General features: G+C 70.4%; 10 protein-coding genes, 1 tRNA gene and 1 pseudogene. 6 read left to right on the top strand and 6 right to left on the bottom strand.

Annotated features, from left to right (window positions below):
* Window positions 1-6: 6 nt before the first annotated feature.
* From AB0K52_RS03115 to AB0K52_RS03105, 3 genes are read right to left on the bottom strand one after another with little or no spacing between them, the layout of a single operon-like run.
* On the bottom strand, window positions 7-906 hold the full coding sequence (locus AB0K52_RS03115; protein WP_363525402.1) for an ABC transporter ATP-binding protein: 900 nt from the start codon (window positions 904-906) through the stop codon (window positions 7-9).
* Entirely contained in the window at window positions 896-1,939 is a 1,044-nt protein-coding gene (locus AB0K52_RS03110; protein ID WP_363525399.1) for a branched-chain amino acid ABC transporter permease, read from the bottom strand. The genes AB0K52_RS03115 and AB0K52_RS03110 overlap by 11 nt, the downstream gene beginning before the upstream one ends.
* Before the next feature lie 9 nt (window positions 1,940-1,948).
* Window positions 1,949-3,334, bottom strand: a complete 1,386-nt coding sequence (locus AB0K52_RS03105) for a branched-chain amino acid ABC transporter permease (RefSeq protein WP_363525396.1) — start codon at window positions 3,332-3,334, stop codon at window positions 1,949-1,951.
* A 312-nt stretch (window positions 3,335-3,646) separates the two neighbouring features.
* On the opposite strand from AB0K52_RS03105, the gene AB0K52_RS03100 reads away from it, so the two are divergent.
* The 4 genes and pseudogenes from AB0K52_RS03100 (at window position 3,647) to AB0K52_RS03085 (ending at window position 6,935) form a co-directional block, all read left to right on the top strand.
* Window positions 3,647-3,720: transfer RNA gene (locus tag AB0K52_RS03100), tRNA-Ile, on the top strand.
* 125 nt (window positions 3,721-3,845) lie between these two features.
* Window positions 3,846-5,147 (top strand): RNA-guided endonuclease TnpB family protein, encoded by a 1,302-nt coding sequence (locus AB0K52_RS03095; protein ID WP_363525393.1) that lies wholly within the window; start codon window positions 3,846-3,848, stop codon window positions 5,145-5,147.
* Window positions 5,148-5,198: 51 nt separating this feature from the next.
* Window positions 5,199-5,618, top strand: a pseudogene (locus AB0K52_RS03090) (hypothetical protein); the annotation flags it as partial.
* A 117-nt stretch (window positions 5,619-5,735) separates the two neighbouring features.
* Window positions 5,736-6,935, top strand: a complete 1,200-nt coding sequence (locus AB0K52_RS03085; protein ID WP_208496496.1) for an MFS transporter — start codon at window positions 5,736-5,738, stop codon at window positions 6,933-6,935.
* A 76-nt stretch (window positions 6,936-7,011) separates the two neighbouring features.
* On the opposite strand, the gene AB0K52_RS03080 is transcribed toward AB0K52_RS03085, so the two are convergent.
* Together AB0K52_RS03080 and AB0K52_RS03075 are read right to left on the bottom strand one after the other, a co-directional pair.
* Window positions 7,012-7,992, bottom strand: a complete 981-nt coding sequence (locus AB0K52_RS03080) for a zinc-binding dehydrogenase (protein ID WP_363525389.1) — start codon at window positions 7,990-7,992, stop codon at window positions 7,012-7,014.
* A 130-nt stretch (window positions 7,993-8,122) separates the two neighbouring features.
* Entirely contained in the window at window positions 8,123-11,170 is a 3,048-nt protein-coding gene (locus AB0K52_RS03075; RefSeq protein WP_363525386.1) for a BTAD domain-containing putative transcriptional regulator, read from the bottom strand.
* Window positions 11,171-11,372: 202 nt separating this feature from the next.
* Here AB0K52_RS03075 and AB0K52_RS03070 point away from each other — a divergent pair, with 202 nt between their 5' ends.
* A complete protein-coding gene (locus AB0K52_RS03070) occupies window positions 11,373-12,188 on the top strand; it encodes a putative hydro-lyase (protein ID WP_363525383.1) in 816 nt (271 codons plus the stop codon).
* Here AB0K52_RS03070 and AB0K52_RS03065 read toward each other — a convergent pair.
* Window positions 12,185-12,865 (bottom strand): winged helix-turn-helix transcriptional regulator, encoded by a 681-nt coding sequence (locus AB0K52_RS03065; protein ID WP_307792936.1) that lies wholly within the window; start codon window positions 12,863-12,865, stop codon window positions 12,185-12,187. The two genes, AB0K52_RS03070 and AB0K52_RS03065, sit on opposite strands and share 4 nt — an antisense overlap.
* Before the next feature lie 211 nt (window positions 12,866-13,076).
* Between AB0K52_RS03065 and AB0K52_RS03060 the strand changes: the two genes are divergently transcribed.
* Window positions 13,077-13,688, top strand: coding sequence for a carbonic anhydrase (locus AB0K52_RS03060; protein ID WP_363525379.1), 612 nt, complete (start codon window positions 13,077-13,079; stop codon window positions 13,686-13,688).
* The last annotated feature ends 22 nt before the right edge of the window (window positions 13,689-13,710 follow it).

Genomic DNA, 13,710 nt, shown 5'->3' with positions numbered 1-13,710 from the left:
CGTCTCCTAATGCTGAGCCGCGTCGTGGTGGGCGCCGAGGTACGCGTCGATGACCCGGCGGTCGGCCGAGATCTGGTCCGGCGTGCCCTCGGTGATCAACTGCCCGGCCGCCATCACCGCCACCCAGTCCGCGATCTCGTGCACCATGTCCATGTCGTGCTCGACGAACAGGACCGTCATCCCGTCCTCGCGCAGGTCCTTGATGTGCTCCAGCAGCGACTGCTTCAGCGCCGGGTTCACCCCGGCCATCGGCTCGTCGAGCATGACCATCTTCGGATCGAGCATGAGCGCCCGCGCCATCTCGAGCAGCTTGCGCTGACCGCCGGAGAGCTCCCCGGCGTAGTCGTCGCGCTTGCGGTCGAGCTTGAACCGCTCCAGCAGCTCCATCGCCTTGGCCCGGTTCGCGGCCTCCTGCGCCCGCCACAGGGGCGGGACGAGCCCGGCCCAGAAGCGCTCGCCGATCTGGTTCCCCGCGCCGATGAGCATGTTGTCCATGACCGTCATGCGGGTGAGCGCCTTCGTCAGCTGGAACGTGCGGACCATGCCCGCCCGCGCCACCTGGTAGGAGCGCATCCGGTCGGCGCGGCGGCCGTCGAACACCCACTCGCCCCGGCTCGGCCGGTCGAAACCGGTGAGCAGGTTGAAGAAAGTGGTCTTGCCCGCGCCGTTCGGCCCGATGAGGGCGGTGATGGTGCCCCGCTGGACCTCCAGGTGCGCCACGTCGACGGCGACGAGGCCGCCGAACGCGCGGCGCACCCCGGTGGCGTTGAGGATCGGGTCCTGCTTGGGCGCACCGGGTTCGGGCGGCACGTCCGCGAGGGACGCGCGCGCCGCCGAGATCCCGGCCCTGAGGGGCGCCGCCTCCGCGGCCGCCGCCTCGGTCTCCGGCTGGGTGTCATCGGACATCGAGCATCAGCTCCCTTCGATTGCCGAGGATGCCCTGCGGCCGGAAGATCAGCAGCAGCACCATGCCGAGGCCCAGCAAGAAGAACACGAGCGGCCCCACCTGCGTCTGGTTGATGGCCCCGGACGGGATCAGACCCGAGGTGATGGCCTGGCTCAGCCCCTGCGAGAAGATGTTGTACAGGAACCAGAACAGCGCCGCGCCGAGCACGGGCCCGAAGATGCGGGCCGCGCCGCCGAGGATGAGGACCACATAGAAGTAGAACGTGAAGTCCGTCGAGAACGTGTCGGGCTGGACGTTCGCGCGGCTCAGCGCGAACACGAACCCGGCCACCGCGCCGATGATGCCGCCGATGACCAGCGCCTGCATCTTGTACGCGAACACGTTCTTGCCGAGGCTGCGCACGGCCTCCTCGTCCTCGCGGATGCCCTTGAGGACCCGGCCCCACGGGCTGTGGACGAGCAGGGCCAGGACGACGCAGAAGAACGCCACCAGCACCCAGCCGATCAGCATGACCCACAGGTCGCGGTGGGAGTACTGGAGGTCGAACAGTCCGAAGTCGACCGTGAGGCGGCCGCTCTCCATGGAGACGAACCCGAACGTCCAGGTCGCGTCCTCCGGGACCGGGTTCAGCGCGAAGAACGGGTCGGAGAACCCGCGCATGCCGTCCGAGCCGCCGGTGTGCTCCGACCAGACCGTCGCGCGGAAGAGCCGCCGCACGATCTCGGCCGCCGCGATCGTGACGATCGCGAGGTAGTCGGCGCGCAGCCGCAGCGTCGGGATGCCCATGAGCAGCGCCAGCACCACCGCGCAGGCGAGCCCGACGAGGATGCCCCACCAGAACGGCAGGCCGAAGGCCACCACCGCGAGCGCGAGGCCGTAAGCCCCGACCGCGGCGAACGCGGCCTGGCCGAAGTTGAGCAGGCCCGTGTAGCCGAACTGGAGGTTGAGGCCGATGGCGCCGAGCGCGTACACGAGCATGGTCGGCCCGATGGCCTGCGTGAGCGCCTGGCTGAAGACGAAGTGCCAATCCATTTCGCTCTCCTAGCCGATTCGCTCGCGACGGCCCAGGATGCCCTGCGGCCGGGTGAGCATGATGATGATGAGGACCGCCAGCGCGCCGACGTACTTCAGCTCGGGGGCGATCACCAGCGTCGACAGCTGCACGAACACGCCGATGAGCATCGCGCCGACGAACGCGCCGAACGCGGTGCCGAGCCCGCCGAGGACGACCGCGGCGAACACCATGAGGAGCAGGTGCTGGCCCATGTCGAACTTGATGCCGTCGCTGATGCCCAGGAACACGCCGGACATGGCCGCGAGGCCGCCGCCGATCGTCCACACCAGGCGCACGACCTGGTTCACGTCGATGCCGGTGGAGGCCGCGAGCGAGGGGTTGTCGGCGACCGCGCGGGTGGCCTTGCCGAGCCGCGTGTAGACGAGGGCGATGCCGACCGCGATGCAGACGACGAGCGCGATCGAACCGGTCACGACTTCCTTCGGGGTGACGACGAGCCAGCCGAAGTCCCAGGGCTTCTGACCGACGAACTCGTCGTAGCGCTGGCGTTCGCCGCCGACGAAGAACAGGGTCACGTTGCGGATGAGCAGGGCGACGCCGATCGAGATGATCATCATCGAGACGAGGCCGGTGCCGCGCTTGCGCAGCCGCGACCACAGGCCCCAGTCCTGGAGCCAGCCGAAGGCGGCGCCGAGGAGGACGGCGGCGATCGCCGCGATCCACACGGGCACGCCGAAGGTGAGGTTGAACAGCAGGGCCATGACCGCGCCGAAGGTGACGAGGTCGCCGTGGGCGAAGTTGGTGAGGCCGGTCGTGCCGAACACCATCGAGAGGCCGACGGCCGCCAGGGCGATCATGAGGCCGAAGTGGAGCCCGGAGACGAGGAGGCTGACGGCGCGGGTGGCGCCGCCCTCGTCCTCGATCTCGGCGAGGTTCTCGCCGTTCTCGGCCGTGTCGGCCTCGGAGCTCGATTCGCCGTCGCCGGGGGCCTCGCCGGTCGCGTCGCCGCCGGAGGAGGGTTCGTCCCCGCCGGGGCCGGCGCCGCCGGCGACCTGTGTGTCCAGCGGGAACAGCACGGTCCGGTCGGAGCTGATGCTGACTTCGAGCGAGGGCTTGCCGTTGCGCACGACCAGGCCGTCGGGGAGCGTTGACTCGTCGAGGGTGACGACGTAGTCCCCGCCCGCTTCGAGCGGGACGGACCACGTGCCGTCCTCGCCGCTCTGGACCGTGGCGACCTCGGTGCCGGCGGCGTCGGTGACGGTGATCGAGACACCCGCGACCGGTTCGTCCTGCTGGTTCTCCAGGGTGCCGTGGACGCCGAAGGCGTCCTGGGCGGTGGCGCTGCTGTTCACCCCCAGCCCCAGCAACAGGCCGGCGAACGCAGCCGACAGCAACAACACTGCACGTCTCAATGGGCCCCCTCGGGAGGTTTGGGCGTCGGAACCCGCGCATCGTGGATTGTTCGAGAAACACGAAACGACGGGAGTGAGTCGGATCTTATGGAGAGCTGGCCCACAAACGCAGGGGTCGTTATCGAACCGTTGCAATTGTGGCTCAGATGTTACCGGCGGGCACCTCCGTGACGCCCGACCGTTCCTTACGTCCGTTGCCGCCGCATTCGGGGCCGATGAAGTCCTTGCGACGTTCCTGCGCCCCGCCCGCGCCCGCCGCGTTCCCCTCCGGACACCGACCGGCCACGCGGTGTGAGAGGATATTGCCCGCTCGGGGCAGTAGCTCAGCTGGTTAGAGCAGCCTGCTCATAACGGGTCGGTCGCGGGTTCAAGTCCTGCCTGCCCTACGAGTGAGGCCCTGCTTGCGCAGGGCCTCTTTTCTTTGTGTCGCAGCGGTTCTGTCGGTTTTCGGATGGTTGCCTGAGCGTGTCGGTCGCTCTGGATCGCAGGTGCGCGTCGTTAGCCTCGTTTCATGCAGCGTGGGTTTCGAGTCCGGATGTATCCCGATCAGGAGCAAGCTGCCCTGCTCTGCCGAACCTTGGGTTGTGTTCGAGTGGTGTGGAACCACGTGCTGGCTTGGAGGCGGGAAAGATGGGCACAGGCGCGGCTCAATACGAGCTACGAGCAGGCCTCGGCTCACTTGACCGAACTCAAACGGAGCCCTGAGTTCGCCTACCTTCGGGAGGTCTCCAGCGTTCCATTGCAGCAGGCGCTGCGGCATCAGCAGCGTGCCTTCGACAACTTCTTCGCCAAGCGCGCGAACCACCCCCGGTTCAAAGCACGGTCGAACTGCGTCGGCGCGACATTCGCGAAGACCGCGTTTCGGCTCCGATCCGGTCGATTGCACCTGGCGAAGATGAAGGAACCACTGCAATGGGTATGGTCGTTCGATATCCCGGTCGAGGAGCTTTCGGTCTCCAGCGTCACCATCACCCGTGAGCCCGACGGATCCTGGTGGGTCTCGCTGTGTGCCGAACTCGCCGAAGACCAGGCCCCCGAAGAGCCGGCGCCCACTGGCAGATCCGTGGGAGTCGACCTCGGCGTGCACACTTTCGGCACGCTCTCGGACGGGGCCGCGCCATTGGAAGCTCCGGACCTGAAAAGCAAGGAGCGCAACAGGAAGCGCTACCAGCGAAGGATGGCCCGGAAACAGCGGGGATCGAAGAACCGAGACAAAGCTCGGATGAAGGTCGCCAGGGCTTATCGCAAGGAGCGGCAAGCCCGTGAGGACATGCTCCAAAAGGCCACTACCCGGTTGGTGCGCCAGTACGACACGATCTGCCTCGAGGATCTCAATGTCCGCGGGCTCCGCAAGAACCGCAGGATGGCCGGACTGATCGCAAGACTCGGCTGGCAGCGCTTCCGAGCCCTGCTTGAGGCGAAGTGCGCGCGGGCCGGCAAGCGGCTTGTGGTGATCGATCGATGGGAGCCTTCCAGCAAACGCTGTTCGAACGCCGATTGCGGATTCATGCTCGAGGAGCTTCGTCTTGAGGTCCGCATATGGACCTGTCCGAGCTGCGGCGCCCGGCACGACCGGGACCTGAATGCCGCGAAGAACATTCTTGCCGCCGGGCTGGCGGTGTTGGCCGGGGAACATACTCGGGTCTCCTTCGAGGAGCCCGAGTCTGCGGCCGACAAGGCCTGTGGAGTCGGTGTCAGACCTCGAGGGCTCTCTCCCCCGGGGCGACCGGCAGTGAAGCAGGAAGCGACCTCAGCGATGAGGTGGGACCGCCCCCGCAATCGGGGCGTTGAAGCCAAGAGTCCCCTTCTCTGACCATGGCCGCGGCGGCGACACTGCAGGCTCGGGCCCCGGTTCCTACCAGCGGAAGCGGTGTTCTTCCAAAACTGCGTCGCGGACCTTCGGGCCTCGCTGGCGCGCAGCCCGAAGGACGTGAAGCTGCGGGCGCTGGTGGACGAGCTGCTGCGGAACAGCCCGGAGTTCGGGGTGATGTGGGCCGACCACCGGGTGGCGGTGCGGCGGGTGCAGCGCAAGAGCGTGGTCCACCACGAGTTCGGGCCGCTGGAATGGGACTGCCAGGTCCTGGAGGTGCCGGGGACGGCGCTGCGGCTGGTCATGTATGTGCCGCAACCGGGTTCGCCGACCGCGGCGGCGTTCGCCCGGCTGCTGGAGCGGGCGCCGGTCACACTCGAGGCACCCGTGCGCCGTCCGCGATCCGCCGGCGACGGACATCACGCTCCGATTTCACCGCAAAGGCTTTTACTCCGATGGCGAGTGTATTTATGATTGGTGCGGAGGCGCGAGCCTCCCGCTCTTGACAGCGACCGGTACGGCAAGGAAGCAGCCGGTGACAGCCTCAGCGTTCTCACCCTCCCCACTCTTCTTTCCCGGAGCTGCTTTCCCATGCGCATGCCTCTGTTCGCCATGTCCATCGGCGCGTTCGGCATCGGTACCGCCGAGTTCGTCATCATGGGCATCCTGCCCCAGGTGGCCGCCTCGTCGGGCGTCTCGCTCGCCGAAGCCGGCCTCGCCGTCTCGGCCTACGCGATCGGCGTCGTCCTCGGCGCCCCGCTCCTCACCGTCGCCACCACCCGCGTCCCCCGCAAGCCGCTGCTCATCGCCCTGATGGCCTGGTTCGCGGTCGCCAACCTCGTCACCGCCCTGGCCCCCGACTTCGGGACCCTGCTCGCCTCCCGGTTCTTCGCCGGGCTCCCGCACGGCGCGTTCTTCGGCGCGGCCGCGGTGGTCGGCGCGAGCCTGGTCTCCTACGAGCGGCGCGCCCGCGCGATCTCGGGGATCATGTCCGGCCTGACCGTGGCCACGATCATCGGCGTTCCCGTGAGCGCCCTCCTCATCGGCCAGTTCTCCTGGCGCTGGATCTTCGCCGCCGTCGCCGCGCTCGGCCTGGTGGCCGCCGCCGCGATCTGGGCGACCGTGCCCGACACCCGCGGTGTCATCGTGCCTACCAAGGCCGCCGACGAGATCCGCGCGATCCGCTCCAAGCGCGTCCTGCTCCCGCTCGTCACGGGCGCGGTGGGCTTCGGCGGCATGTTCGCGGCCTACACCTACCTGACGCCGATCCTCGAAGAGGTCACCGGCCTCGGCACGGTCGCCGTCGCGATCACCCTCGCGGTGTTCGGCCTCGGCCTGACGGCCGGCAACATCGTCGGCGGCCAGGTCGCCGACCGCGCCCCGATCCAGGGCCTGTTCGCCTCGTTCACCACCATCGCCGCAGTGCTGCTGATGATGTACTTCACGATGGCGAACCCGGTCCTGGCGATCGCCGGGGTATTCCTGATGGCGCTCTCGTCGTCGCTGGTCGGCCCGATCATGCAGCGGCTGCTGCTGGACGGCGCCCACGCCGCCCCGTCGCTCGCCTCCTCCCTGCACCACGCGGCCTTCAACCTCGCCAACGCGAACGGCGCCTGGCTCGGCGGCCTGGCCCTCTCGGCCGGCCTCAGCCTCACCGCGCCGATCCTCGTCGGCGTCGGCCTGGCCCTCGCCGGCCTCGCCCTCTCGGTCCCGCTCGCCCGAGCCCACACCGAGGCCGAAGCGATGATCCCGGCCCACCTGACCACGGCCGAACTCGCCCGCGCCTCCTAGCGACCCAAGCCTCCGCACCAGAGGCCCGAACCACCGCCGCCCCGGCCGACCGCCGGGGCGGCGGTGCCGTTTCCGCCTACGGGACCAGGACCACCTTGCCCGTCGTGCCCCGGTTCTCAAGGGCGCGATGGGCTTCGGCCGCTTCGCTGAGCTTGAAGGTGTGGACCGCCGGGCGCAGGCGACCGGCCGCGAGTTCGGCGAGCGACCGCTCTTCCAGCGCGCGCAGGCCGCCCAGCTTCTCGAGGAGCTTCGGCCCCAGGGCACCCGAGACCGTGAGGCCGCGGCCCACGATGTCATCGACCGTCGCTTCCGTGGCCTTGCCCGCCGACCAGCCGAAGACCACCATGCGGCCGCCGAAGCCCAGGCGGTCGAAGGCCGCGCGGCCGGTGTCGCCGCCGACCGAGTCGAACAGCAGCGTCGCCTCGCGGCCCTCCAAGGCCTTGTCCAGCACCGAGGTCCAGTCCGCCGCCTTGTAGTCGATCGCCGCGTCGGCCCCGTTCGCCGCGACCTGCCGCACCTTGTCGGGCCCGCCCGCGAGGCCGACCACGTACGCGCCCGCGTTCTTCGCGGCCTGCACCAGCAGCGTGCCGATCCCGCCCGCCGCGGCCGGCACGATCACCACATCGTCAGCCGTCACCGGCCCGACCGCCAGGACCATGAGCGCGGTCCGGCCGGTGCCGATCATCGCGATCGCCTCGGGGAACCCGGCGCCCTCGGGGATCTCGTGCACGTTCGCGACCTCGCGCACCGCCTTCTCGGCGTACCCGCCGGAAGCGAAGCCCAGGTGGGCGACCACGCGCTTGCCGATCCAGGCCGTGTCAACGCCCTCGCCGACCGCGTCGACGATCCCGGCCGCTTCGCGGCCCGGGACCATCGGCAGCGGCGGCAGCGGGTACGGGCCGTTCTTGTCACCGCTGCGGAAGGTCGTGTCGAGCAGGTGGACGCCTGCGGCGCGGGTGTCGATGCGCACCTGGCCGGGGCCGGGCTCGGGGTCGGCGACGTCCTCGTACACCAGGACTTCAGGGCCGCCGAATTCGTGCTGCCGGATCGCGTGCATGTCATCCCTCGCTGTCGTTTCAGATGCCGCCGCCGTTCTCGCCGCCGCATCGGTGGGTGTTGATGCAACTGTAGAAACGGGCCGACTGGCCCCGCATCCGTCGACCGACTGAACCTGCCCCTGCCCAAAGTCACGGGTTCGGCGAGCCCGGGTCGAGACCGAGCGCGTTCAACAGGGTCCGGGCCTCGTCGCGGCACCGGTCGGCCCGGTCGGTGCGGCCGGCCGCCTGGTAGGCGTTGGCGAGGGCGAGCAGGCTGCGGGCCTGGCGCAGCGGGTCGGGCATGGCCGCGAACACGTCGCACGCCTGGCGCCCCATGCGGATCGCCCGCCCCAGGTCGCCCTCGGCGGTGTGCAGCTTGCACATCACGCGCGCCCGCACCGCGAGCGACTCCGAAGTCTCGTACCGGTCCAGGTGCGCCACCCGCGCCAGCGTGTCCCGCACCTGCTCGAACTGCTCGGTGTCCACGTACAGGTCCGCCAGCCAGTAGGTGTAGATCAACTGGTGGCGCCAGTTGTTGAACTGCTCGACCAGTTCCAGGGCGCGCAGCAGCGCCGCCTCGGCGCGCGGATGGTCCTCGTCCGCGCGGTGGACCGCGAACTGCCGGAAGTAGAGCCGCGACCGGTAGTACTTCGACGGATGGTCGCGCAGCATCTCCGCGATCTCCCGGCTCAGCGCCTCGGCGGCCGAGATGCGGCCCTGGTCGACGTACAGCTCCGAGAGCGACAGCAGCGGGTACACCGTGGTCGGCCCGTCGTCGGCGGCCGCGTCGAGGTCGCGGGCCCGCAATAGCAGCGCCTCGGCCTCGGCGAAGATCCCCATGCGCCGCAGGACGGTGCCGAGCGAGGTCAGCACCTCCACCCGCACGGCCCGGTTCCCCGACCGCTCGGCCGCGATCACCGCCTCCCGCAGCAGCGACACCGCCTCCCGGTACCGGCCCAGCTGCGTCAGCGTCGTCGCGAGATCGTTGCGGGCCTTGCCCGTCGCGTCCCCGTGCGGCGTCAACCGCAGGTACTCGAGGGTCTTCTCCGCGTACGCCTTCGACTTGTGGAGGTCCCCCGAAGCGAACGCCACCGCGTCCGCCAGCGCGTACGCCCGCACCGCGTCCATCGGCTCGTCCGAGCGCGTCCCCGTCTCGATCCCCAGCTCGGCCACATGCGCGAGCTCGGGCAGCTCGTAGAGCGAATCGGAGAGCGCCCGCCGGTTCGCGGCGTCGTCCCGGTAGCCCGCGTCGGCGAACGCGATGAGCCGGGAGAGCAGCCGCGAGACGTGCGGGTGGCCGTTCCATTCGAGGAAGGTCGCCACGATGTTGCGGTACTCCAGTACCGGCAGCCGCGTCGAGCCCTTCGCGTACCAGGCCACGGCCTGCTCCCGGAGCCGCTGCAGCGCGGCCGGGTCGAACGCGGACTCGGCCTTGCGCCGCGCGTACTCGCGCACCAGGTCGTGGAAGCGGTAGCGGCCCGGCCGGTACTCGTCGACGCGGTGGGCGGCCACCAGGTTCGCCAGGAGCCGTTCGGCCGCTTCCGGTTCCCACGTCACCAGGGCGCACGCCAGGCCCTTCGAGAAGTCGGTGCCCGGCAGGTACGCGAGGTTGAGGTACAGCAGCTCCTCCTCGGGCTCGAGTGCCTGGTAGGAGAGGTCGAACGCCGCCGCTACCGTGGTCGTGGGGTCGCCCTCGACCGCGAGCCGCGAGAGCCGGTCGCGCCCGGCCAGCGCCGCGGCGGTCTCCGCCAAGGTGGTGCCGGGCTGCGCGTCGAGGTTGGTGCCGATGATCCGCAGCGCCAGCGGCAGGCCCGCGCACAGCTCCGCGACCCGTTGCGCCGCATCGGTTTCCCGTTCGACCCGGTCGCCGCCGATGAGGCTCTCGAGGAGTCGCACGGACTCGCCGCCGTCGAGCGCGCCCACCGTGATCTGGCGGATGTCGTGGGCCGCGGCGAGGTCGGGGAGCCGCCCGCGGCTGGTGACGACGGCGACGCACCCGGCCGTGGCGGGCAGCAGCGGCAGCACCTGCGCCGAGTTCCGGGCGTTGTCGAGGATCAGCAGCGTCCGCGTGTCCGCCAGGCGCGAGCGCAGCAGCGCGGCCGCCTCGTCGAGGTCCGAGGGGATGGCCTCGGTCGGCACCCGCAGCGCCCGCAGGAACCCGGCCAGGGCGTCCAGCGGCGCCAGTGACGGCGTGCGGTCGAACCCGCGCAGGTTCACGTACAGCTGTCCGTCCGGGAACCGCTCCCGCACCCGATGCGCCCAGTGCAGCGCGAGCGTGGTCTTCCCCGACCCGCCGATCCCCGAGAGCACCGCGACCTGCGGCCCCGACCCGAGGAGCCGGTCGAGGAGGTCGAGTTCCTTTGTCCTGCCGGTGAAGTGGATGCTGTCGGAGGGCAGTTGCGCGGGCGCGGGCAGCGCCACGCGCGCCTTCGGCGCCTCCGTCCGCGCCGCGGCCCTGAGCGACGGGTCGTCGCGCAGGATCGCGGTGTGCAGCTCCTTGAGGCGCTGTCCGGGGTCGATGCCGAGCTCTTCGGCGAGTTGGCGGCGGATCGACTCGTACACGTCGAGCGCTTCGGCGGGCCGGTCCTCGCGGTAGAGCGCGGTCATGAGCAGTTCGGCCGTGTGCTGGCGGTACGGGTGGGCTTCGAGGACGCGCCGCAGGTCGCCCACGACCGGCACGCCGGTGGCGAGCCCGAGTTCGAGTTCGGCGCGGCTCTCCTCGGCGGCGGCGCGCTCCTCGTCCCAGCGCCGTGCGCCCGCCTCGATGACGCGGCCGCCGAACCCGGCCAGGGTCGGCCCCCGCCACAGGTCGAGCGCTTCGCGCAGACTGCCGAGGGCCGCTTCGGGTTCGGAGGCGGCCTCCTGTTCGCGGGCGATGCGCACGGCCCGCTGGAACCGCAGCGAGTCGAGCTTCTCGGGCCGCACCCGCAGCCGGTAGCCCTCGCCGACGGTCTCGATCTCGCTCGTGCCGGTGGGCAGCAGGATGCCGCGGGCGCTGGCGACCGTGTTCTGGATCTGCCGCTTCGCGGTCGCGGGCGGCAGTTCCTCCCATATGGCGTCGACGAGCTTCGGCAGGGGCACCACGTGCCCGGCTTCCAGGAGCAGCACGGCGAGCAGCCGCGGCAGGACCCGCCCGGGCAGCGCCACGGGCAGGCCCTCCCAGGTCAGCTGCAGAGGCCCGAGGATGCCGAAGTCCACGGTCCACCTCCCGGGGAGTCGAGGTGCGGCCGTAAGCGCGGGGAACGGGTCCAGTCTATGGGCATTCGATGATCGTTTGGGAACGGTTGCAAGGGGTTTGCGCACCGTGACTGTGCAGCTACCGGTATGTGTCTCATGAACGACTCGTGAAGGTCTTGACGCCGCCGCCGCGAAGCTCGACGTATCGAGCGAAGGAGGAGCGATGTTCACGAGACAGCGTCCCGAGTCACAGACCGGGCCCCAGGAGGCCCGCGCCCGGTTCCGCGCCGGGCTGGTCGCCACGACGAGCGGATGGTCGCACGGGTACGTGCAGGCCAATCTGGTGGCCGTGCCGGCCCAGCATGCGATCGCCTTGCGCCGCTTCGCGGTGCGCAACCCGCGGGCCTGCCCGCTGCTGGACGTGGTGGGGCCCGGCCGGTTCTGGACCGACCTGGCCTTCGGCGCGGACCTGCGCCGCGACCTGCCGGCCTACCGGGTGTGGAGCAAGGGCGAGCTGGTCGCCGAGCGCACCGACGTCGCCGACCTGTGGGGCCGCGACCTGGTGACGCTGCTGACCGGCTGCACCTTCACGTTCGAGCCGTTCTTGGAGCGCGCGGGCATCCCGCTGCGCCACCTCGAGCAGGGCGTCAACGTCCCGATGTACCGGACCAACGTGAAGGCCCTGGGGGCCAGGCGGTTCCGCGGCCCGGTGGTGGTCTCGATGCGGCCCATGCCGGCCCGGATGGCCGATCACGCGGCGGCGATCACCGCCGACATGCCCTACGCTCACGGCGCGCCCGTCCACATCGGGCGGCCTTCCGCGATCGGCATCCGCGACCTCGGCAAGCCCGACTTCGGCGACCCGGTGCGGCTGCGCGAAGGCGACGTGCCGGTGTTCTGGGCCTGCGGTGTGACGCTTCAGGAAGCGGTGGTCAAGGCCAAGCTGCCGTTCGCGATCACGCACGCGCCCGGGCACATGCTCATCACCGACCGGCGCGCGAAGATCAGCGGCACCGGCGAGATACGCGTCATCCGCTAGACCGCTCCGGGCGTCGCCCCCGCCGACGCCGGAGCGGGCTCCGGGAGCCGGAACAGCCCCAGGAAGCGCTCGGCCATCGCCTGGTCGCCCTGGACGGTGACGCGGCCGGCGTGCAGTGAGACGTCGAGGCTGCGGCCGCCGAGTGTGAGCCGCTTCAGCGTCTCCGCGTCCGTGCGGATCACCGCGTGCGGGTGCTCGGGTCGCCCCGGCGCGAGGAGCAGCTGCGCGTCGATGACCTCGGCGATGAACGGCCGGTCGTCGACCCACAGTTCGAACGCCGCGTCGAAGCCGCGCGCGGCCACGGGCATGAACAGCGAGCGCATCGAGAGGATGAGGGCGTCCGCGCCCATCGGCGCGTCGAGCGGGATCGCGGCCGAGCGCGCGCCCCAGCGCAGCAGGAACACGATCACCGGTTCGAGGTCCCGGCCCCACTCGGTGAGCTCGTACACCTTGGACGCGGCGGGCGGCGGCAGGCGGCGCTTGGAGACCACGCCGTGCGATTCGAGTTCCCGCAGCCGCTGCGACAGGACGTTCGCGCTGGCGCCGTGGAGGCCCGCGCGCAGGTCGGTGAAGCGCTTGGGACCGAGGAGCAGTTCGCGGACGATGAGGAGCGACCAGCGCTCGCCGACGAGGTCGAGCGCATGGGCGGCCGGGCAGCCGTCGCCGTAGGTGCGCACGGTTCCACCTTCAATCCGAACGGGGAGAGGAGATGCCGCAGGTGAGTCCCATTGCGGTAGTGAGTGTCAATCCTAAGGTCCCGTAAGGTGAAGTTCTAGTCCTGGTTAGTGACCAACAGATCTCGAAACGGTAACGTGCGCTCTGTAAAAGGTGCGTGTCCTCCGGCGGTCCCGCTTGCGCCGGGACGGATCCTGCGGCACCATTCAGGGCGTGCCAGAACTGACCGCCTCCTCGCTGATGGAGCACCACCAGGCCGCCAGTACGCTCGCCGCCCTCATCGAAGGCAACGGCCGATTCGTCGCCGGAAAGCCGCGATACAAGCGCGACATCGTCGCGGCGCGCGAGGCCGCGCCCGGGCAGACGCCCAGCGCCGCGGTGTTCACCTGCATCGACTCCCGCGTCACCGCCGAGAGCGTCTTCGACTGCGACTTCGGGCAGCTGCTCGTGGTCCGCACGGCCGGGCACGTCCCCGACCGGGCCGCGGTGGGCTCCCTCGAGTTCGGCGCCGCCGAGCTCGGCGTCTCCCTCGTCGTGGTCCTCGGCCACGAGCGGTGCGGCGCGATCAACGCGGCCCTGCACGCGGTCGAGGACGACTCCCACGACCCCCGCACCGACTACCTCGTCGAGCAGCTGTGGCAGCCCGCCTCGCAGGCCTGGGCCGAGACGAAGGACCCCGAGGAGGCCGCGTCCCGCGCGCTGCGCCTCCAGGTGCGCCGCACCGTCGCCGACCTGAGCCGCCGCGAGAACCTCGACGGCGTCATGGTCGTCGGCGCGGTCTACGACCTGGACACGGGCAAAGTAAGCCTCATCGACGAGAACTGATCGCGACGAGCTGTCAGAATCG

This window comes from Glycomyces sp. NPDC049804 (genome assembly GCF_040674615.1).
GTDB lineage: Bacteria > Actinomycetota > Actinomycetes > Mycobacteriales > Micromonosporaceae > Glycomyces > Glycomyces niveus.
This window is presented reverse-complemented; position numbering and strand designations above follow the sequence as displayed.